This window comes from Lactobacillus sp. W8093, assembly GCF_016100925.1.
Classification (GTDB): Bacteria; Bacillota; Bacilli; order Lactobacillales; family Lactobacillaceae; genus Lactobacillus; species Lactobacillus helsingborgensis.
On record NZ_JACFRL010000007.1, the window covers coordinates 13,670 to 35,126 of the forward strand.

21 protein-coding genes and 1 other annotated feature are annotated in these 21,457 nt (G+C 36.5%); of the genes, 5 read left to right on the forward strand and 16 right to left on the reverse strand.

Annotation, left to right across the window (positions count from 1 at the left end; translation table 11 throughout):
- Nucleotides 1–146 precede the first annotated feature (146 nt).
- Nucleotides 147–854: an orotidine-5'-phosphate decarboxylase gene (gene pyrF, locus H3T47_RS05765; RefSeq protein ID WP_199282816.1), complete on the forward strand. Its 708-nt coding sequence runs from the start codon at nt 147–149 to the stop codon at nt 852–854.
- The gene (gene pyrE / locus H3T47_RS05770) at nt 855–1,490 is read left to right on the forward strand and encodes an orotate phosphoribosyltransferase (RefSeq protein WP_199282817.1); all 636 of its coding nucleotides are present in this window, start codon (nt 855–857) and stop codon (nt 1,488–1,490) included. It abuts the gene before it with no gap.
- Between the two features lie 1,344 nt (nt 1,491–2,834).
- Here pyrE and glnA read toward each other — a convergent pair.
- From glnA to H3T47_RS05815, 9 genes are all read right to left on the reverse strand, one after another.
- Nucleotides 2,835–4,172: a type I glutamate--ammonia ligase gene (gene glnA, locus H3T47_RS05775; protein ID WP_199282818.1), complete on the reverse strand. Its 1,338-nt coding sequence runs from the start codon at nt 4,170–4,172 to the stop codon at nt 2,835–2,837.
- A gap of 169 nt (nt 4,173–4,341) precedes the next feature.
- The gene (locus H3T47_RS05780) at nt 4,342–5,589 is read right to left on the reverse strand and encodes a methionine gamma-lyase family protein (protein ID WP_199282819.1); all 1,248 of its coding nucleotides are present in this window, start codon (nt 5,587–5,589) and stop codon (nt 4,342–4,344) included.
- Nucleotides 5,582–6,502 carry a tRNA (adenosine(37)-N6)-dimethylallyltransferase MiaA gene (gene miaA, locus H3T47_RS05785; protein WP_199282820.1) on the reverse strand — a complete coding sequence of 307 codons (921 nt, stop codon included), beginning with the start codon at nt 6,500–6,502 and terminating at the stop codon, nt 5,582–5,584. The genes H3T47_RS05780 and miaA overlap by 8 nt, the downstream gene beginning before the upstream one ends.
- Before the next feature lie 70 nt (nt 6,503–6,572).
- Nucleotides 6,573–6,977, reverse strand: coding sequence for a rhodanese-like domain-containing protein (locus H3T47_RS05790; RefSeq protein WP_046327299.1), 405 nt, complete (start codon nt 6,975–6,977; stop codon nt 6,573–6,575).
- Between the two features lie 54 nt (nt 6,978–7,031).
- Nucleotides 7,032–7,250, reverse strand: coding sequence for a YqgQ family protein (locus H3T47_RS05795; protein WP_046327300.1), 219 nt, complete (start codon nt 7,248–7,250; stop codon nt 7,032–7,034).
- The gene (locus H3T47_RS05800; RefSeq protein WP_199282821.1) at nt 7,250–7,930 is read right to left on the reverse strand and encodes a rhomboid family intramembrane serine protease; all 681 of its coding nucleotides are present in this window, start codon (nt 7,928–7,930) and stop codon (nt 7,250–7,252) included. Before H3T47_RS05800 ends, H3T47_RS05795 begins: the two co-directional genes overlap by 1 nt.
- A 7-nt stretch (nt 7,931–7,937) precedes the next feature.
- Nucleotides 7,938–8,513 carry a 5-formyltetrahydrofolate cyclo-ligase gene (locus H3T47_RS05805; protein WP_199282822.1) on the reverse strand — a complete coding sequence of 192 codons (576 nt, stop codon included), beginning with the start codon at nt 8,511–8,513 and terminating at the stop codon, nt 7,938–7,940.
- 53 nt (nt 8,514–8,566) lie between these two features.
- Nucleotides 8,567–8,716, reverse strand: a complete 150-nt coding sequence (gene rpmG, locus H3T47_RS05810) for a 50S ribosomal protein L33 (RefSeq protein ID WP_081945351.1) — start codon at nt 8,714–8,716, stop codon at nt 8,567–8,569.
- 82 nt (nt 8,717–8,798) lie between these two features.
- Nucleotides 8,799–10,826, reverse strand: a complete 2,028-nt coding sequence (locus H3T47_RS05815) for a penicillin-binding protein 2 (protein WP_233335860.1) — start codon at nt 10,824–10,826, stop codon at nt 8,799–8,801.
- 278 nt (nt 10,827–11,104) lie between these two features.
- Between H3T47_RS05815 and H3T47_RS05820 the strand changes: the two genes are divergently transcribed.
- Nucleotides 11,105–12,019 (forward strand): N-acetylglucosamine kinase, encoded by a 915-nt coding sequence (locus H3T47_RS05820; RefSeq protein ID WP_199282824.1) that lies wholly within the window; start codon nt 11,105–11,107, stop codon nt 12,017–12,019.
- A gap of 97 nt (nt 12,020–12,116) precedes the next feature.
- Here the strand turns inward: H3T47_RS05820 and greA are convergent, their stop codons facing one another.
- The 5 genes from greA to H3T47_RS05845 form a co-directional block, all read right to left on the reverse strand.
- Entirely contained in the window at nt 12,117–12,593 is a 477-nt protein-coding gene (greA, locus tag H3T47_RS05825) for a transcription elongation factor GreA (protein ID WP_199282825.1), read from the reverse strand.
- A 77-nt stretch (nt 12,594–12,670) separates the two neighbouring features.
- A complete protein-coding gene (gene pheT / locus H3T47_RS05830) occupies nt 12,671–15,088 on the reverse strand; it encodes a phenylalanine--tRNA ligase subunit beta (protein ID WP_199282826.1) in 2,418 nt (805 codons plus the stop codon).
- Entirely contained in the window at nt 15,088–16,137 is a 1,050-nt protein-coding gene (pheS, locus tag H3T47_RS05835) for a phenylalanine--tRNA ligase subunit alpha (protein WP_046327304.1), read from the reverse strand. The genes pheT and pheS overlap by 1 nt, the downstream gene beginning before the upstream one ends.
- Nucleotides 16,138–16,176: 39 nt before the next feature.
- Nucleotides 16,177–16,379, reverse strand: a binding site (T-box leader).
- Between the two features lie 47 nt (nt 16,380–16,426).
- The gene (locus tag H3T47_RS05840; RefSeq protein ID WP_038523253.1) at nt 16,427–16,777 is read right to left on the reverse strand and encodes a helix-turn-helix domain-containing protein; all 351 of its coding nucleotides are present in this window, start codon (nt 16,775–16,777) and stop codon (nt 16,427–16,429) included.
- A 79-nt stretch (nt 16,778–16,856) separates the two neighbouring features.
- Nucleotides 16,857–17,627, reverse strand: coding sequence for an RNA methyltransferase (locus H3T47_RS05845; protein WP_199282827.1), 771 nt, complete (start codon nt 17,625–17,627; stop codon nt 16,857–16,859).
- Between the two features lie 93 nt (nt 17,628–17,720).
- Here H3T47_RS05845 and H3T47_RS05850 point away from each other — a divergent pair, with 93 nt between their 5' ends.
- Both H3T47_RS05850 and yidC read left to right on the forward strand, forming a co-directional pair.
- Complete coding sequence (locus H3T47_RS05850) at nt 17,721–18,053, forward strand: acylphosphatase (RefSeq protein WP_199282828.1); 333 nt, start codon at nt 17,721–17,723, stop codon at nt 18,051–18,053.
- 33 nt (nt 18,054–18,086) lie between these two features.
- A complete protein-coding gene (gene yidC, locus H3T47_RS05855; RefSeq protein WP_199282829.1) occupies nt 18,087–19,046 on the forward strand; it encodes a membrane protein insertase YidC in 960 nt (319 codons plus the stop codon).
- A gap of 58 nt (nt 19,047–19,104) precedes the next feature.
- Here the strand turns inward: yidC and H3T47_RS05860 are convergent, their stop codons facing one another.
- Together H3T47_RS05860 and H3T47_RS05865 are read right to left on the reverse strand one after the other, a co-directional pair.
- The gene (locus H3T47_RS05860; RefSeq protein WP_199282830.1) at nt 19,105–20,682 is read right to left on the reverse strand and encodes a HAMP domain-containing histidine kinase; all 1,578 of its coding nucleotides are present in this window, start codon (nt 20,680–20,682) and stop codon (nt 19,105–19,107) included.
- A complete protein-coding gene (locus tag H3T47_RS05865) occupies nt 20,660–21,373 on the reverse strand; it encodes a response regulator transcription factor (protein WP_038523265.1) in 714 nt (237 codons plus the stop codon). Before H3T47_RS05865 ends, H3T47_RS05860 begins: the two co-directional genes overlap by 23 nt.
- Between the last annotated feature and the right edge of the window lie 84 nt (nt 21,374–21,457).

Below are 21,457 nucleotides of genomic sequence, written 5' to 3' on the forward strand. Positions count from 1 at the left end.
TTTTATTAGCAAAAATGTTAATCTCAATGTTAATGAACTTTAAACGGTACAGAGAGACCGCAAGTTGAACATGGCTTAATTTTTTTAAAAGTCTATTTTGATGCACTCTCGTACCAAAGTAGGCTTTTTTATATGTGGAGGCGTTAATGAAAAAAGCGGTATTTGTAGCATTGGACTATGACAATCAGAAGGATGTTGAGAATCTGCTTCAGAAATTAGGTGATCCCCAAGAAACCTACTTAAAAATTGGCATGGAACTATATTATCATTATGGTCCGAACTTGGTAAAAACTTTAGTTGAACAAGGATACCATATTTTTCTAGATCTCAAATTACATGATATTCCTAATACAGTTTACCAAGCTGCCAAACAGATAGGAAAATTAGGAGTTTTTTGTACCACCGTTCACGCACTCGGTGGTAGTGCAATGATTGCAGCAGCTAAGAAAGGGCTGGTTGATAGTACCCTTAAAGGTAGCGAAGTCCCTAAACTCTTAGCTGTGACGGAACTGACCTCCATTTCAGCTGCAACTTTGGCAAATGAGCAGAATTGTTCATTGTCAATGGCTGAAGAAGTGGTTAGTCTAGCTCAGACTGCTAAAAGTGCCGGTGCTGACGGTGTAATATGTTCACCGCTTGAAGTACAAAATCTGCGGGAAATAGTTGGCCAAGATTTCTTATATGTTACACCGGGAATTAGATTATCAGCTAAAGCGAATGATGATCAAAAGCGCACTGCCACTCCTTCAAAAGCAAAAGAATTTGGCTCAAGTGCAATTGTAGTCGGTCGACCCATTACCAAAGCTGAAAGTCCCGCACAGGTTTATCAAGAAATTAAAAAGGAGTTTGAATAAATGTACCAGGAACAAATTATCAATAAACTAATCGCCGAAAAAATAATTACATTTTCTCCGCAAAAACCATATCAATATGCTAGCGGAATGCTATCACCCATTTATACAGACTTACGCTTAACTGTTTCTTATCCAGACTTGCGCGACTGGATTGCGACAGACTTGGCAGCGTTAATTAAAAGCAGATATCCTGCTGTAACTGTAATAGGCGGTGTGGCAACTGCTGGTATACCACATGCAGCATGGGTTGCTGCTAAACTTAACCTGCCCTTGATTTATGTGCGGCCAAAGCCTAAGGATCACGGCAAAGGCAAGCAGATTGAAGGCCGCTTTAATAAAGAAGACAATATCGTGTTAATTGATGATTTAATAACCACAGGTGGCTCTGTAATCAATGCCGTTGATGCCACAAAAAAAGAAGGTGGTAATGTAATTGGCGTTAGCTCAATCTTTACATACTATTTAAAAGATACGAAAAATAATTTTGCTCAAGCTGGCGTCGATTTTAGTCCTCTACTTTCCTATCCTGAGTTATTGCAAAAAGAAAAAGAGTTGAACTACATCAGCTCTGAAGAATATGAGGCTTTAAAAACCTGGCACGAAGATCCGTGGAAATGGGGCAAAAAGTTTCAGTAAATAAGAACTGACAAAGATTGCTACACAGCAAAAATTTGTCAGTTTTTTTATATTTAAAAGAACCAGCAGCTGATTTCTGACAATTACTCTCAAAAACTAGACAGGAATAATTATTACTCCAGTTACCAGACCAGCAAAAAGTTATTTGCGCCTAAACTTTAATCTAGTTCTTTATTAGGAAGTCCCAAGAGGTACGCAAAATATAAAGATGTGGCAACCATTACTAATATTATATCCTTACTGAAAATCGATTGTTCTTCATTCTTAGCCCTCACTTACACTAATTTATTTGAGCAATAAAAGTTTACTCAAAATCTCGCCCACGCATCAAAAAAGACTGATTTTTTCAAACCAGCCTTTTTTGATGTGTATATACGATTTAATTATAGATATCATTAGAAAATTGTTTAATTATTATCTACTTCTTTTTTACTATCAACAAAATTGAGAAAACAGTTGCTAATATCAAATTTATTTGAATATTGCCTGATCAATTTTTCTGACATGTAAAAGAATTTAATCACTCTAAACTTTTTCTGTGGTATTATTAATCATAGTAGTGAGAATAAAATTATTTTTATTCTCACTACTACTTTTAAATGTTAAGCAAAAGTCCGAACTTTAGCATAATTCAAAAACCATTGGATTTTTCTTAACATTATTCGACACAACTTCAATGTATGCCAACATCGGAGTTGTGTTTTTTTAATTGACATTAACTATCCTCTCTTTTGCTAATTTTTCGGTAAATACTAGTTTTCCTATATTTATTTTTATTATTTCCAGAAAAGCATTACCCCTTTCATTCATAGCACCTAATTTAAACTATGTGAATTATATAATAATCGTAATCAAATTTTTAAAAATTGTCAATAAACTATTGAATATTTTTTAGTTACTGTATTAAATTATATCTACTTTCACATTTTGTTATCTAGATTTATAAATAACAATCGAAAAAGCTTTGATTTAAAGGTCTAAGAAATAGGTTCTTTTTCATCTAATTTAAATAACAATTAAAAATACTATTTCAGTTTATATTTTTCGCTATTCAAAATTATTTAAATAACTAAAATATTATAAAGTTGATTGGTTTCTTCCAAAATTACGATTCTTTTCTTTTATTTTCGACTATAATATAACAGTTTTACTTACTGGCACTTTGGAAAGCTTCTTTCAAATTTTTGTTTAACTATTAATATATTAAAATAAAAAATAGAATGATTAAAATATATAAAAATATTACATTAAGTATTATATATTTTGTTTTCCCAATAAATAAGACCAATAAAAAAAGTAACATAAATTTCTTATGCTACTTTTTTATTTTTATAACTAGATTATTTAATAACCCATATAACGATTTCTTTCCCAATCAGATACTGTTTGGGTATATTGAGACCATTCTAATTCTTTAGAATCAATAAAGCTTTGAGTTAAATGCTCACCTAAAGCATCTTGAATTAATTGATCCTTCTTAAAGGCTTTTAATGCGTTATGCAAGGTTGAAGGAAGTGGTTTAATTCCCATTTCATTGCGTTTTTCTTCACTAACATCAAAGAGGTTGCAAGTCACAGGCTCCATTGGCATTTTTTCTTCCTTAATACCAGCCAGACCGGCACTTAAACATGCAGCTAAGAGCAAATACGGATTAGCAGTAGGGTCAGCAGAACGCATTTCTAAACGGGTATTCAGTTCTCCTGCAGATGGTACTCGAACCATTGGTGAACGGTTCTTTGAAGCCCAAGAAATATAAACTGGGGCTTCAAATCCTGGAATTAAACGCTTATAGGAATTGACAGTCGGATTACCAACAGCTGTGATTGCGCGGGCATGTTCCAAAATACCATTTAAAAAGTACAGAGCTGTTTTTGACAAGTGGTACTTATTATTCTTATCATAAAAGGCATTTTTGCTACCTTTAAACAAGGACATGTTAGTGTGCATTCCATTTCCTGCTTGACCCTGTAATGGTTTAGCCATAAATGTGGCAAACAAACCATGCTGCTTAGCTATTTCACGCACAATCATTTTAAATGTTTGCACACGATCAGCCGTTGTTAAAGCGTCATCAAATCTAAAGTCAATTTCCTGCTGTCCGTCACCTACTTCATGGTGAGCAGCTTCTACTTCAAATCCAATGCTCTCTAAAGTTTCAACTATATCTCTCCTACAACTGGCACTTTCGTCATTTGAGGTTAAATCAAAATATGAGGCATGGTCTGGAACCTGTGTGGTCCAGTTGCCATTTTCGTCAAGTTTTAACAAATGAAATTCGGCTTCAAAACCAATATCAAAGGCTGTAAAGCCCATATCCTTCATTTGTTCAATTATCCTTTTAAGATTATTGCGTGGATCCCCTGCAAAAGGTTTGCCATCAGTTGTATGAACTGAACAAGTCAGGCAGCCAATTTTGCCGCCTGTAGTATCGCTCCAAGGTAAAACGGACCAAGTCGAAAAGTCGGGGTAAAGTACCATATCACTTTCTTCCAAACGAACAAAGCCATCAATTGAAGAACCATCAAAGCGTACGTCATTACTTAATACTGTTTCCAATTGACTATTTGGAACTTCAACTGCTTTAAGAGTTCCATTAATATCTGTAAAAGCTAGTCTAATAAATTTGACATCGTCTTCTTTTACGCTTTTTCTAATGTCATCTGCTGAAATTTTCTTTGTCATGATTCTCCACCTAAAAATCTTAAAATAATTGGTATGGTTTAAACTAGAAATACCTTCTTGTCTAAACTAGATTAAAGATTAGCAAATCCTTAAATAAATGTAAAGTGGTCTAACAAAAAAAGTAATAATTTTACCAAAGTTTTACCTTACTTTTATAAATAGTATTAACCTATTTAAAGAATAATTCATTGACAGCATTAGTAATCGCAATTTTAACGTGGGCATAAGTCAGACCGCCTTGCATATACAACGCATAAGGTGGTCTAATTGGTCCATCCCCGGAAAATTCAATACTAGCACCTTCAATAAACGATCCGTCTGCCATAATCACTTGATCTTCATATCCCGTATCGTTACTTGGTATCGGATCCACAAATGAATTAATTGGTGAGTTTTCTTGTAAAGCCTTGGCAAACCTAATCATTTTATCTTTATCATGGAAAATTACCGTCTGAATTAAATCGGTTCTATCTTCATTCCATTTGGGAGAAACTTCTAATCCCATTCTTGCTAAAAGTGCAGAGGAATAAATCGCGCCTTTAATTGCATTACCGGTAACACTTGGCGAAATAAATAAACCTTCGAAATAATCAAGATTGTTATTTAAGCTTGCGCCTTCTTCGCGACCTATTCCTCCAGCAGTGAGTCGTGCAGCCGTATTTTCAATTAGCTCATGCTTACCAACAACATAGCCACCGATTTTAGCTAAACCTCCGCCAGCGTTTTTAATTAACGAACCAGCCATAAGATCTGCTCCAAATTCAGTAGGCTCATGTTGTTCGGAAAATTCGCCATAACAATTATCAACAAAAACTATACTTTCAGGGGAAACTTCCCTAATCAGCGCAATCATCGGTTTAATCTTGGCGACAGTAAAACTTGCTCTGATATTATAGCCACGTGAGCGCTGAATAACTACCATTTTCGGATGATGTTCTCTTAATAATTTTCGTGCCGCTTCAAAATCAACACTGCCATCAGACAACAGCTCTACATAAGAAAATTTAACGCCGTATTGCTTCAAACTGCCTCGACCATCACCGGCAATACCAATAACCTGTTGTAAAGTGTCATAAGGCATCCCTGTAAGATACATCAGTTCGTCACCCGGAAGTAAATTACCAGCCATAGCTGTAGCTAGAGTATGAGTGCCAGAAACAAACTGCGAGCGTACTAGAGCATCTTCTGTGTGAAAAATTTGGGCATAAATACGGTCAAGTTTATCGCGACCACTGTCATCTGAGCCGTAACCCGTACTGCCAATCAAGTCTGATTCAGCTACAGCCTTATCTTTAAACGCTTGTAAAACCTTATTTTGATTAAAAAGAATATTTTGATCAATTTTTGCCAGTTGTGGTGCAATTTCTTGATCAATTTCTGCTACAATTTGTTGTAATTTTTCTGGCCAATTATTCATTTAACCATTCCCCGACTTTCATTAAAATTTTTTTCATACATTCTGGATCCCTTAGGGGATCAAACCAGTAAACAGGTAATTGATGATGAAAATATGTTAATTGCCTTTTGGCATATCTTCTAGAAGCTGTTTTTAAATTCTTAACGCAACTCGCTAGACTATCTTCTTTAGCAAAATAAGGGAAAAATTCCTTATAGCCAATGGCTTGCAAGATCGTATATTCTTGCGCCCTATTCTGATATACGTATTTTGCTTCATGAAGAAGCCCTTGATCAAGCATCTGATCAACACGTTGATCAATTCTACGATAAATTTCTGCACGCTCAGAATTTAACCCGATAATCAAATAATCATACCGGGGCTTTATTTCCTTTTGTTGCTCAGAAAATTTTTGCCCGGTGCGCATAATTACAGTTAATGCGCGTAAAACCCGACGTGAATTATTTGGGGGGATTTTCTGAGCTGCTACTGGGTCGCGGTTATTTAACTCAACCCATAACTTTTTTTTACCATTTTCAGCTAAGTAATTTTCCCATTCAGGGGCAACTGCCTTTTGCTTCTTTTTTGGTTCACCCAGTTTCATTTCATTTAGCAATGCATTGACGTAAAAGCCAGTGCCTCCAACTAGCATGGGAATCTTTTTCTTAGCAGTAATTTCATCAACTGCTTTTTCAGCCTGAGTGACAAAGTCGGCAACAGAATACGGTTTAAAAATAGATTGAGTATCAACTAAATAATGAGTAACTAATTCTTGCTCCGCTTTCGTTGCCTTGGCAGTTCCAATGGCTACTTCCTTATAAACTTGCATTGAATCACCCGAAATTATTTCGGCATTAATTTTTGTGGCAAGCTCAATAGCCAGTGTAGTTTTACCAATTGCTGTTGGTCCGACTATTGCTAGCACCTTTTGCATTTTTGTGTCCTTTTTCTGTATTTAATATAGAAAAAACACGTTTGAATGGCTTAACAAACATGTTTTCAATTTAATATTTAGATTTCTTCGTCCGTCCATCCCAATCCTCAAAACCAGTTTTCAACCATTTGATTGATGAAAAATTCTTCTTTTGTAAGAATCTGGCAGCGCGCAACGTTACTGATAAAGAATCGGAGTACAAATAAACGGGTAAGTCTGTTCTTAACTCCGTATATTGATATTTGAGCATTGTATAGGGCAAATTTCTGGCACCATCAATATGCTTTCTTTTAAATGGTGCTTTTTCACGTAAGTCAACCACTTGCGCCTTCCGCATTCCCTGATTAAATTGCTCATTAGTTAGATCTCCGCCACCTAAAAGTTTTGTTTGTATCTTATGCCATAGCCATACTGCAACAAAGGCTAGAATAACTATAATTAAAATTGCGTCTATAATAACTAAAAAAGATGACATAAATTTTCTTCTCTCCCATTATTAGTTTTTAAACCAAAATAATTCCAAATCGCTCTAAGAGTCGTGTTTGTCCTTATTTTGACGTTCTTCATATTCATACTCACGTCGCAATATTAGCTTTGCTACTAAATAATCGTGCTGGTCTATTAAATGCGAGTGATTAATGTTATCGAGTTCAAGCGCCATGAGCTCAATATCCCATATTCTTTTGCCTACATGAACAAATATACCATACTTTTCTAATAGCTGTTGTACATCATATAGAGTTTTCATTATAGCCTAATTACCATGCCCATTCTGACAGTCGCTACACAATAAATAATTAAAATACAGGTAGCAACCACACGTTTTTTAAAAGAATATTTTCTATAAGTTCTATCTCCAATTATCACAGCAATTAAAAAACCAGTCACTAAGCCGCCAATATGCCCTTGAATATCAATATTTGGTGCAAATAGATCCAATGCAATGTTTATTAGAGCTAACCAAAAGGATTGTTTTCCCAAATAGACTAAGACAGGATTATTCCTATTTTGTAATGCTGTCGCTGTCATTGCTCCGAACAAGCCAAATAAAGCAGTAGATGCGCCAGCACTAATAGCACTATCGCTGCCCCAAGCTAGGCTCAATAAATTTCCTCCGACACCTGAAAGTAAATAAACTACTAGAAAGCGCCAATGACCCAATATTGGTTCCATATAAATACCAAGATAATAGATCATTACGGCATTAGAAATCAGGTGCATAATTCCAATATGTAAGAATTGCGCAGTAAATAAACGCCACCATTGGTTGCCACCTACAATCGCATAGTTATTCATTGCACCCATTTTAATTAATACATAGGTATTTTGTGAACCACCAATAAAAGTTTCTATTAAAAATACCACGAAAAGAATGACTAAAATACATATTGTTATATAGCTGCTTCTATATCTTTGTCGCTGATCCATTATAACCTCATTTATTTGCTAAAACCGCATTAGGAGTGATAATCGTTTGAATTGCAATATCAGTAGGTTCAACTTGCCACAAAGCTGTTTCAAAAATCATTTTCGAATTAACTAAAGCAACGGTTTTTGATTGTGGATGCTTAGCTAAAAAGCGATCATAATAACCGCCACCAAACCCAAGGCGTTGATGAGAGTCTAAAGCAAAAGCTAGTCCCGGAACAATGATCAAATCTAAGTCGTTGTTAATTTGTGCATCTGGTTCACTAACTTCCGCAACCCCGAATTTTGACTTAGTCAGCTTAGTCATGTAGCTATAGTAGATAAAATCCTGTGACCGTTCGGCATTATCATTAGCCCGAGCAAGATATACATCTTTACCCATATCCCATAATTGAGCTATCAATCCTGATGTATCAACTTCATAAGTCAAAGAGGATGTGATTCCTACAGTTTGACATTCATTGAGCCACTGCAAGTTCATTATTTTTTTCAACAAAATTTGATCTTCAGCATCTTTTTCTGGTGTTTCAGCAAAATTGCTCAACTTTTCTATTTGTTGTTGTCTAATTTCTTTCTTTGTCATAATTCTTCCATATAAAAAATAGCAGGAGCATAGGCTCCTGCTATATTGGTTTATTACTTAGTTTCACGATGAAGAGTAGTATGCCTTTCAACTGGGCAATACTTCTTCAAACTTAAACGTTCCGGATGCTTACGCTTGTTTTTCTTAGATAAGTAACTTCTATCGCCACATTCGGTGCATTCCAAAATGATGTTGTCTGCCATTTCTTTCACCACCTACGCTTTTATTCTGACTGTATTATCTTAGCATTTTTCTAATATTATTGCCAGCAATATTCTCACTTTTCTATTTTTTATGTAATTTAAAATAGTTTTGTACCATTGCTTTGGTCATCTGCAAAGTATACGAACCTTCTAGTTCGGGATCAAGTCCTGGAAAAATTACAGCAGTAGCTATCTCAGGATTTTTTGAAGGGGCATAGCCGACAAAAGTAGCGTTTACTAACTCAGGCGGATCTTTGGGGTTAGGATTATCCGGATCATAGTAAAATGTCTGTGCAGTGCCTGATTTACCTGATATAGCAGGTTTGACGTTTTTCAGCTTATGAGCTGTACCCCAAGAGTTAGTGCCGTGAACAACACGCCAAAATCCTTGTCTGACAATATTGAGTTCAGCTTGAGTCCACGGAATTCGAAGCTGGACGTTAGGCTTTCTATTATAATCAATATAGATTTTTTTCCCATTATTTGAGGTTCTGCCAATCGATTGCACGACATAAGGCTGCATCCGGTAACCACCGTTAGCAATAGTAGAAACATACTGCACCATTTGAATTAAAGTGTATGCATCATAGTTGCCATAAGACAAGTCTAATACTGAACCGGGCAATACTAATCCTTGCTCATTAAACGATCTACCTTGAATACCCGATATCTCTCCCGGTAAATCAATACCCGTCTTTTGACCTAATCCAAACATATTGAAATTCTTACGTATTGGTTCAAAGGCAGTTTGCGGCATGTGAATTGATTTTTTAGGAACATAAGATGCCTTCACCCATTTCATTGCCAAGTGCATCATATAGATATTACTGGAAACCTCGAGTGCAGTTTCTGCATCTAATGCACCAAAAGTACCAAGTGGATAAACAGATTTCTTTACGGGCGTACTAGGTAAATATACTGCTGTATCAGGCATTACATTATTTGTGGGACTAATAACTTTATTGATTAAGCCACCACTTACCATTGCTCCCTTAACGGCTGACCCCATAACAAAAGACTGGTTAATAACGCCTAATGCGTTATTAGTAGTTTTATTTTTTTTAGGATCACGGCTAATTCCTGCCATAGCCAAAATTGCACCCGTTTTAGGGTTCATGGCGACGGCATACGCACCGTTTGAATAATGGGCAGCCCCGGAGCTAATAGCCGCAGAATAGATTTTTTCTAAAGAATTTTGGACTTCTTTTTGATACTGGGCATCCAGAGTCAAGACTAAACTGGAGCCAGCCTGACCTGAATAAACAGATTTTGACTGTTCAATATCTCCTGAATTTTTAGTCCAAACTTTGCTGGTTGCTTTAGTTCCCTTTAATAATGGTTCATATTTTTCTTCTAAATATGAGGTGCCAACCCGGTCGTTTCTGGAGTAGCCGTTAGTTAAATAATATTGTAGATTATCGCTAGGTAAACCTGCTTTTTCGGTAGAAACCGAACCGATAATACTCTGAATTGAGGAACCATTTGGGTATGACCTTTGCCAATCAGTGCCAATTCCAACGCCAGGCAGATCTGAAAGATGCTCACCTACACTGGCGATTTCCTTGTCAGTTAAATGATTATTTTTGATATAGATTGTAGAAAGCGTGTACGCTCCAGAGATCTTGTTATAAATTAAAGCCGCAGTTCTTTCCCGCTTATTTAGTTTAATATGCTCAGCACTCACTTGCTGTTGAATTCTCTTATTGATTAATTCATCATCTTGAGTTTGCCGGACAGATTTTGGTACCTTGGCAGACTCCTTGGCACTATTTTTTTTATTAGCTAAATAATAATCAATTACTTGCTGCTCAGTCGGTTTTTCATCGTTAATTGTAATATAGCGACTAAGAGCATTAGAAATGACATAAATATCTTCTGTGGTAGTTGAGACACTTTTGGTATAAGTAATGGCATTTTTAGCCCTGTTACCAACTAAAACGCGACCTTTAGTATCATACATTACTCCTCGAGGAACCTGACTGGAAACCACAGCAGAATTGGATTTTTGGACTTCAGCTTTAAAGCGGGAGCCATAGCCAATTTGTAAATACGCTAGTTGTCCAATTAGAGTAGCAAAAAGCACAAAAATAATTCCTAAAATTATTTTCATCCTAACCGGAGTAGAAGCCTGTTTTTTTGAATTATCATTCTTTGTTTTCAATTTTTTCTTAAAAAAATTCACGTAGCCTCAACCTCACTAAACTAGTGTAATTTTATCAGAAACCAACAGACAATTCTATTGATTAAAAGGCCTTTTGACAAAATTTTAACAGTTATAAAATAAGTAAAGCAAATAAAGTGTTCGTAAGCACTTTAATAAAAATCTTCTGTATTTTGCTAAAGTGTAATAAAATAATGTTAGTTGATTAAATAGAAAGAAGAAAGATTATGACACTTAAATATCAGATTGGCGTTGATGCCGGGGGAACGCATACTACTGCTATTGCCTATGATCTTAACGGTGAAGAAATAGAGCGTTCTCAAGCCGGTCCTGGCCAAGTAAACACAAATTATACCAGCGCAATTTCAAATATTACTGAAGCGATTAATAAATTAATAGACCAAATTGATGGTGACTGCCAAAGAATACTTTGTGGTATGGCTGGCTTATCCGTCATTGGACATGCTCCTGAAGTAGCTGCTGAAATTTCTGCTAAAGCCGAAAATTTACCTACTAGAGCAATTACAGATTCACTTCTGGCATTATACAGTGGTCTTGAAGGAGAAGACGGTGGTCTTGTTATTGCCGGCACGGGTTCTGTCTTTAATGGTCTGCAAAAGGGCAGGATAATCACAACTGGTGGCTATGGCTCCATTTTAGGAGATGAAGGTTCAGGTTATGCAATTGCACTTTCAGCACTAAAATCTGCTTTACTCAGTTGGGATAAACGAGAAGATAACGAATTGATTTCCCTTTTTAACCAACTTTTTAAAGTAGATAATTTGACTGACGCAACTGCTAAATTTTATAAAACCAGCAATGCGGATTTTGCCTCAATGGCAGTAGAAGTGGCAAAATTGGCAGACAAAGGCAATAATTTTGCCATAGCTGTGATCAAGGAGCAAGCTGAATTACTTGCAAGAGATATTATCATCGGTATGGACAGATATGATGAACCTAAGCCAATGAAAATTGCACTGACCGGTTCCGTCTTAGCTAACAATGACATGTTACGTGATTTCTTGGAGAATAAAGTTCATGAGAAATATCCACACGCACAATTTTCGATTTCCAATGGTGAAAATGCCCGCGGAGTAGTTTTTGATAGAAGTAAAGATTACCGCTATTTCACTAGTCATTAATTTTTTAGAATAAATAAAGACCAGAATTTTGCTTTTTAACAAAATTCTGGTCTTTTACTTGTTAGTTAACTAGAGCAAATCTGCTTATCTGACTGTGTTATTCTTCAACTTTATTAATAACTACGTCAAATTTACCGCCAGGTGTCGAAATAGTCACTGTTTCGCCCTTTTTCTTGCCCAAAATTGCTTGAGCAATTGGTGAATCATTAGAAATCTTGCCATTCATTGGATCAGATTCATCACTACCAACAATAGTGTAAGTTTCCGGCTCGTCTTCGCCCACTTCAGTATAGGTAACTGTCTTACCTACAGCTACTTCATCTGGATCACTAGCATTAGCATCAACGACATGAGCATACTTAAGCATTTCTTCAACAACGCTAATACGATCCTCTAAATGACTTTGTTCATCCTTAGCTGCATCGTATTCGGAGTTTTCAGACAAGTCACCATAAGAGCGGGCAACCTTAATTCTTTCAATTACTTCTGGTCTTTTTACTACTTTTAAATTTTTTAATTCTGCCTCTAGCTTTGCTTTACCTTCAGCAGTCATTGGATATGATTTTTCAGGCATAAAATTTTCTGCTCCTTAAAGTTAAAATTCCTTTTGCACTGGTATATGATATTAACTTAATTGTTTAAAGTCAACTATTAACGTATTTCCGCTTTCAGGTGCTTTTCCAAGGCACTATTAATTGAGTTCATAGCTTTGGAAACAATTTCATCTGTTAGAGTGTCATTTTCATTTAGGAAAATTAAACGATAAGCAAAACTCTTTTTGTTCTCAGCAATATGAGAACCACGATAGACATCAATTATTCTCAAATCATAGAGGTATTTCCCACCATTTGCTTTAATTTCATCTTCAACAGCTTGGTTTGTAATTTCCTGATCTACTAAGATTGAGAGATCACGTTCAACAGCAGGGAACTTCGGTGCAGTTTGTGCTGTGGTATGAGGATTTATGATTAATGGCACCAGGGTTTCAAGATCTAATTCGTATCCGTAAAGCTCACTGCCCCGCATGGCTTTGCTCAAATCTGTTACCGCACGACCGATCATGCCAATCATGCCTACATAATTACCTTTAATGTAAATGCCTGCGGTTCTAGTAGGATGCATATGCACTACTATTTCAGCTTTATATTCAACATCTTTCAAATCAATTCCCAAAGCTAAGAATAAATTGGTCAGTTGCCCTTTAACATAGTAAAAATCAATTTTTTCATTATCATGTTGCCAGTTTTCAAAATAAACATTGCCGCTATACAAAGTAGCAAGATGTTCGTGCTCATTATAAGTATTATTCTCAAAATCATAAACGCGGCCCTGCTCAAACATTGCTAACTGATTTTGCTTACGTGCCATATTATAGCTGGCGGCATCAACCAAACCTGTCATTAAATTTTGTCTTAAAGTTGACCGATTGGAATTTAAAGGCATTTGAATTTTAACCAGTTTTTTAGGTTTCTTTGTGAAGGCTATTGCTTTTTCTGGAGAAGTTAAAGAATATGAGATAGCTTCTATTAAGCCTTGTCCTTGAACGATATTTTTAATGCGCCTAATAGTTTCTTCAACTTTAGAATAGCCACCATGTGTTTCTGCCAGCACTGGCTGAGTTGATTTAATATTGTCATAGCCATATAAGCGCCCTACTTCTTCCACTAAATCAGCTGGAATAGCAATGTCCCAGCGACGCGCAGGAACATCTACAATTAAATCATCATCGTTAATTTCAGCTTTGAAATTTAAACGGCCAAAAATAGCAGCAATTTCCGCCGGTGAGATTTTTGTACCCAATACTTTGTTGATATAAGAGATTGTGGTTTTAATTTTAGTTTGTTGGCGCTTTTCAGAGCTACCGGTAATAACACCTTCATTAATGGTGCCGGAAGCATCATTACGTAAAAGAAGCGCAGCCATATCTAAGGCTCTAGTTGTTGCATCCCAGTTAACGCCCTTTTCATAACGACTAGATGCTTCTGTCCGATTAGCGTGACGCAAAGCAGCTTTTCTAATTAAGGCAGGATCAAAAATAGCAGACTCTAACAAAACATCCGTGGTATCAGCTTCTATTTCTGAATTAAGACCACCCATAACTCCAGCCATCATTACTACGTCTTCACCGTTAGTAATTACGATGTCGTTAGGGTCAAGATTAACTTCTTTATTATTTAACAAAGTCAGCTTTTCATCTTTAGCAGCTTTCCTAACAACCAACTTATTTGTATTAAAAGCACGAGCATCATAACTGTGCATTGGCTGACCAGTTAAAAGCATAATATAGTTCGTAACATCGACAACATTATTAATTGGTCTAATGCCCGCATTCCACAGTCGTCTTTGAAGCCAAAGAGGGCTATCACCAATTTTGACATTGCTAATTTTGCGTAAGTAAAATTTGGGTGCCAGCTTCGGATCAACGTCTACTGTAAAATCGTTAGTCCAATCCGGACCATCTTCTTTAAGGGTTACATCTTCAACTTTGACTGATGTATCAGTAATAGCACCAACTTCATAAGCCGAACCTTCCATAGATAAGGTGTCTGCACGGTTAGGGGTAATGTCAAAATCAAAGATATAATCATCCATCCCTAAAAGCTCAAATGCAGATTGTCCTGGTTTGATGTCTGCATTTTTGGGGAAAACAAAGATGCCGTCAGAGTATTTTTCAGGCACTACGTTATCAGGTAAGCCAATTTCTTGTAAACCACAGATCATCCCATTTGATTCAGTACCGCGTAATTTACTTTTTTTAATTTTAACGTTATCAGCGATTCGGGCACCGGGCAAAGCCACAACCACATCTTCTCCAGCAGCAACATTGGGGGCTCCACAAACAATCTGATGGGGTTCTTCAGCACCAACATCAACATGAGTAATATTCAAGTGCGTACCAGAAATCGATTCGCAGTCAATAATATGGCCCACTACCAACTTCTTCATCCCGTCTTCAGGATGTTTAACTTCTGCTACTTCAACGCCTGTACGCGTTATTTTTTCAGCCAAATCCTTAGGATCTCGGTCTAACTCAATAAAATCCTTTAACCAATTATATGAGACAAGCATTATCTCTCCTCCTTGCTGAATTGTTCTAAGAAGCGAACATCGTTAGTATAGAAATCACGAATATCATCAATACCGTATTTAAGAATGGCAAAGCGGTCTAATCCCACGCCAAAGGCAAAACCACCGTATACATTAGGATCAACACCAGCATTTTTTAAAACATTAGGGTGGACCATTCCAGCTCCTAAGACTTCAATCCAGCCGGTATACTTACAAATGGAGCAGCCCTTGCCATCGCAATTAAAGCAGGAAACGTCCATTTCTACAGATGGCTCGGTAAAAGGAAAGTAACTAGGACGCAAGCGGGTTTCACGGTCTTGACCAAAAGTGTGCTTGGCCATCAGCTCTAAAGTTCCCTTCAAATCACCCATCGTAATGTTCTTGTCCACTACCAGACCTTCCATTTGCATAAATTGGTGTGAGTGAGTGGCATCATCATCATCGCGCCGATAAACTTTACCCGGCCCAACCATTTTCAAAGGGCCTTTAGCAAAATCATGCTTTTCCAAAACGCGTGCTTGGTCTCCTGAAGTTTGAGTACGCAATAAATCTTCAGAATCAATATAAAAGGTTTCTTGCATATCCCTTGCTGGGTGGTCTTTGGGCAAGTTCATCATTTCAAAACAATAATGATCAGTTTCAATCTCTGGCCCTTGAACTACTTCATAACCCATGCCGATAAAGTATTTTTCAAGATCATCCAAAATAATATTAATAGGATGCTTTGTTCCATGGTGCAGCTCACGACCTGGCAATGTAACGTCAATTTTTTCTTTAGCTAATTGCTCTTCAACTAGAGCCTCTACTATTTCATTCTTAGCATCATCAAGTTTATTATTGAAAAGGTCACGCAACTTATTAACGCGTTGACCAACTTCACGTCTGTCACTGGGATCAATATCCTTCATAGAATGCAGAATTTGAGTCAATTCACTTTTACGTCCAGTTAATTTGACCCGAACATCATTTAACATTTTCTCATTCTTAGCTTTGTCGATCTCAACTAGACCTTTTTCACGGAGCTCCTTTAATCTGTCAAATAAGTCCATTATTCTTTCCTTTCAAATCAAACAAAAAAGCTTCATCCCAAAAGGGACGAAGCTTCGCGGTACCACCCTAGTTTGGACAAAAATGTCCACACTTTGAATTTCGCTAACGGTGAATACCGGAATGGATTAGATTCTACTAATAAGATGAAATTCACAGTTCCGTTTAAACTTTTCTCTCAGCTCAATAAAAAAGTTTCTCTGATTAAATGATTGCTGCTACTAGTCTTACTCTTTGTAATTAGTTACTAGAATATATCATTTCTCAAAAACTTGCAAGTGCATACGAAATTTATACCCATTTATCTGCCCAGGTATGAATTTGATCAAAAACAGGCTTTAATTCCTCTCCCTTTTTGGTCAAACCATAAGAAATAATTTTAGTTTTATCATCAACTGAGCGCTCTACAATATCTTCCTTTTCAAGTTCTTTCAGTCTTTCAACCAAAACACGATCTGAGCAAGCCATAACACAACGAGCTAAGTCCTTAAAGCGCATATAATCTCCGGCACAAAGCGAACTAATAATTAGTCCATTCCATTTTTTACCGATAATTTTAAACGCGTTAATGAAATGTTTGCAAGATTCATAATCAGGAGCACCGCAATCCGCACAGCGTTTTTCCTTAATACCTTGAGTCATGATACCGTCCTCCCACAACAAAGTGTTTATTTCGTCTTTTATTATATTAAATATACTTACTAAAAACAAGTATAATCGTCTAGGAGAAGTAATAAATGATTATCCCTGCTGCGACTGCCGCATTTAATGACTCGGCTTGGCCCTTGATAGGAATATATAACTTTTCATCACTTAGTTTTGCTATTTCTGTAGTAACACCATGAGCTTCGTTGCCAATAACAATGCCTACTTGCGGTACTTTTTCAAACTCAGGTAATTGTTTGGCCTTTTGATCTAATAAACTAGCATACACTGGGATTGCATTATCTTGCATTTCTTTAATAACAGCTGGTAAATTTTCCATGATTAAATTAACATGGAATTGACTGCCCTGCATTGCTCGTTGAGTTTTAGGATTATAAATATCAACGCTTTCTGGCGCGAGCACAACACCGTCAAAACCTGCCGCATCAGCTGTTCTGACAATAGTGCCTACATTACCGGGGTCAGCCAGATGATCTAGCAGAACCCATTTACCGAAATTAAAATGATAATTTTGTGGTTGTGAAATCTTGAGGATCATAAAAATATCCTGCGGATTTTTGGTACTTGTAAGATGACTGGCAACGAGAGTATTAATTTCAAGCACATTTTTACTTTCCAGATTAATAGAAAACTTTTTTGCCAAGTGCAGCAAAGCTTCCTCAGTACCCACGAGATAGATAAATTTTTCCCCAGCTTTCAATGCTTCTTCAACAAGATGAAAGCCTTCAATTATATATAAACCAGTTTTTTCACGGTATTTTTTTTGCTTTAATTTAGCTAAATTCTTAATAACATTATTATTGACAGAACTTATTTTTTTTGACATCAAATCAGCTTCTTTCATCTTAATTAATATATTGTTTTAATTTCAACCAAATAAAATGTTAAAATCAAGAAAGCAATGTAAGAAAGGACTATTATGGGATTTTTTAATCGACACAAACAGGAAAACAAAAATACTTCTCAAAAAAATTCCGCAGAGACTTGGCAGCTAACTGTATCGGGCATTGTTCAAGGTGTTGGCTTTCGCTGGAGTGTATTAAATCTGGCCCAGCAAATGAAGATTGCAGGCAATGTCCGTAATAATAGCGATGAAACGGTCACAATTACCTTACAAACAGGCTTAAACCAAGTCAATCAGTTTTGCTCTGAACTGCCCCAAAACATTTCACCGTTTGCTAGAATATCAAACATCAAAAAAGAAAAGCTGTCAAATGTAGCCAAAATGAGTGGTTTTCATGTATTATATTAGTTATTGGCAAAAAATAATAATTGGGTGAATTGAATGAAAAAATTTCGTAAATATATTGGATTGATTATAGTTTGTTTGGCGGTAATGTTAATTGTTACTGCCTGTGCTCAAAATGGCAGAAAGCCGCCTACGGATTTTCTTTATGGCACAATTTACAAGTTTATCGGCAAGCCTTTACAAAACATTATGCTCTTTTTTTCTCACGTTATAGGTGGGGAAAATGGTGCAGGTTGGGCTATTATCCTGATGACCTTCGTAGTCAGAATGGTACTTTTACCACTAATGCTTAACCAGCAAAGAAAAGCTACAACGCAACAAGAAAAAATGGCAAGACTGCAGCCGCAGATGAAGTTGATCCAGGAGACAATGAAACGTAAAGACTTAACTCAGGAGCAACAAATGACCGTGGCAGGGTGGCAACGTCAGCTTTATTCCCAAAACAACATTTCTTTAACCGGTGGAATGGGTTGCCTACCGTTAATTATCCAATTCCCAATCATGCTGGGAATTTATGATGCTGTAATGTATTCCAACACATTAGCCAGTTCAAGCTTTTTTGGAATTTCATTGAGTAACCGATCAGTTTTAGTAACGATTTTTGCAACGGTCTTTGCTTTTTTGCAAGGCTATATTTCCTTAGTGGGCATCCCTAAAGAACAGAAAAAGCAAATGCAGTCAATGATTTTAATGAATCCCATTATGACTCTCTTTATTTGCTTATCTGTTTCAGGTTCGGTAACCCTATACTGGGCAGCCGGAAACTTCTTTTCCGTTATTCAGCAATTGATTGTAACATTTATTATCATGCCTAAAGTTAAAAAAGAGGTTGATGAAGAATTAAAACGGGAACCTTTGACTCAAGTTGTTACTAAAGAGAAAGTCGCTGAATTGATTAATAATCAAGCTGCTAACCCAGCTCAATCTGAACAGACTAAAGTATTACATGAAAATCTCCGCAATCGTAATAAAGGCAAACAGCAAAAACGCCCTTAATTATAAGCTCTAAGCAAAAGACCTTTAGGTCGTGACAATCGACTTAAAGGTCTTTTTGTTATTCTTTTTGCTCTTTTAAGGCTTGTTCATTTTCTTGGCGCTGGCGCAGTTTTTTTGCTTGAGAATCAGATAGTGCAGGAAAGACCATAATAAATTGGCTTCCTTGACCTTCAACTGAGTCGACACTTATGTTGCCGTGATAACTGGTCACAAGTTTTTGAGCTATTGATAGCCCTAAACCATTACCGCCTTTTTCACGAGTGCGTGCTTTATCAACCCGATAAAAGCGATTAAAAATTTTGCCTTGTTCTTCTTTTGAAATGCCTTCACCAAAGTCTTGGACTATAATATGGACCTCATCTTGGGATAATCCGGCTGAAACATTCATTTCTTTACGATCGGTAGAGTATTTAACGCCGTTATCTATTAAAATTACCAGCAGTTGCTCTAAATGTCCTTGGTAAATTTGAATTTCTGTCTCAGCTGGCAAATCGTCCATGTCTAATCTGATTGTAAAATCTTTGTGAACTAGTGACATATCACCAACAACACGTTTCAGGACTTCAGAAACTTTAGTAACTGCATAAGGATACTGCACATTAATTTGTTCTGCACGCGTTAAGTCCAACATTTCTTGAATTAAATGCTGCATTCTCTTTGCTTCCTGCAGTGAGGCATCGATTGACTCGTCTAAAATTTGCGGGTCATCTTTTCCCCAGCGCTTTAGCATACTCAAGTGCCCTTCAATTACAGCTACTGGTGTGCGAAGCTCGTGAGAAACATCGCCCACAAATTCTTTTTGCTGGTCAATATAACGCTGCATGCGATCAAGCATTTGATTAAAGGAAACAGCTAATTCTTGTAATTCATCGTGCCGGTGAAAATCTCTAATCCTGATAGTACTATTAGGATCATCATTTACTTCCAAAGCAACATGCGACATTTCTTTTATTGGTTTCACAATGTCACGGACGATTATAAACGCCACTAAAGTGAAAAATATTATTGCAGCAACAGAAATTCGCGCCATCCATTTAAGCAGATTTTTCATCAACCCGTTATAGTAAGTCATTTTATTTGCCACAACTATATAGCCAGTGACTTTGCCTGAACGAACTGACCTAACTTTTTGATATGTAATCAATTCTTCACGTCGGTGTTTAAAAACATGAACTACCTGATGATCACCTTTAATTTTTTTAAAAGGCGGAATTGCATTGCCATTATCAAAGACGTCTTCTTTACGCAGATTATAAACTACCACGTTTAGATCACGATTAGTTAAAGACGACAAAAGATCGTCATTAAAAGCACTCCTATTGGGCTGATCCGAACTAATTGGCGGATTACCCTTTAAAACTTCTCTTGTAGAGGGAGTTAATGCGGGTACAACATTAGAGATTTCTAATTGAGTCGGTATTCTATTCAAAGTACTATTGAGTTTAGAAACAATTTCATTTGAGGTCTCTTTTTGTTGCCCCATTGATTGCTGACCAATGAATGAATAAATTATGAATGAAAAAACAATAAAAGAGACCATGATCGTCAATGCAACGACGCTTACCCACCGTACAACAAGTGACGAATGTTTGGTCTCTTTTTTGTTTTTCTTTTTATTTCTTTTCATCATCCTCATCTCTTACCATATACCCAGTTCCACGAACCGTCTTAATATAAGATTGTTTACCTGGAACATCAATCTTGTTTCTTAGATAACGCACATACACTTCTACCACGTTTGTTTCGATATTTGAACCTGGGCCCCAAATCTTTGATAATAACTGGTCACGGCTAACAACATTATTCTTATTCTTAATTAATGTCATTAGCAAATTGTACTCACGTTTAGTCAAGTCAACGGCTTTACCATCACCACGACGGACAATTCTGTTTGCAGTTTCAATGGTAAGGTCTTTAAATTTAACTACTTTCTTCTCAACTGAATCATCGGAAGCATCTTTTTCAATCTTGACACGACGCAAAACTGCACGCAAACGAGCTAGCAGTTCTTCAATGGCAAAAGGTTTGACAATATAATCATCGGCACCATGATCAAGGCCGGAAACTCGATCAATGACTGAATCACGAGCTGTCATCATAATGATTGGTGTACTTTTAACTTGGCGCACTCTCCGGGCAATTTCTAATCCATTCAGATCAGGAAGCATCAAGTCCAATAAAATTGCATCAAAATCTTCTTTTAAAGCTAGATCAAGTGCTTTGCGGCCATTACTTTCGACAACTGTGTCATATTTTTCATGCTTTAATTCCAATTCAACGAAGCGAGCCAAATTCTTTTCATCTTCAACAATTAATATTCTTGCCATTTTTGTTCATCCTTTTTTAAAATTTAATTTCGGTTTATTTAATTCATATCTTAATCAACAATTAAAGCATACTTTAAAAATGCT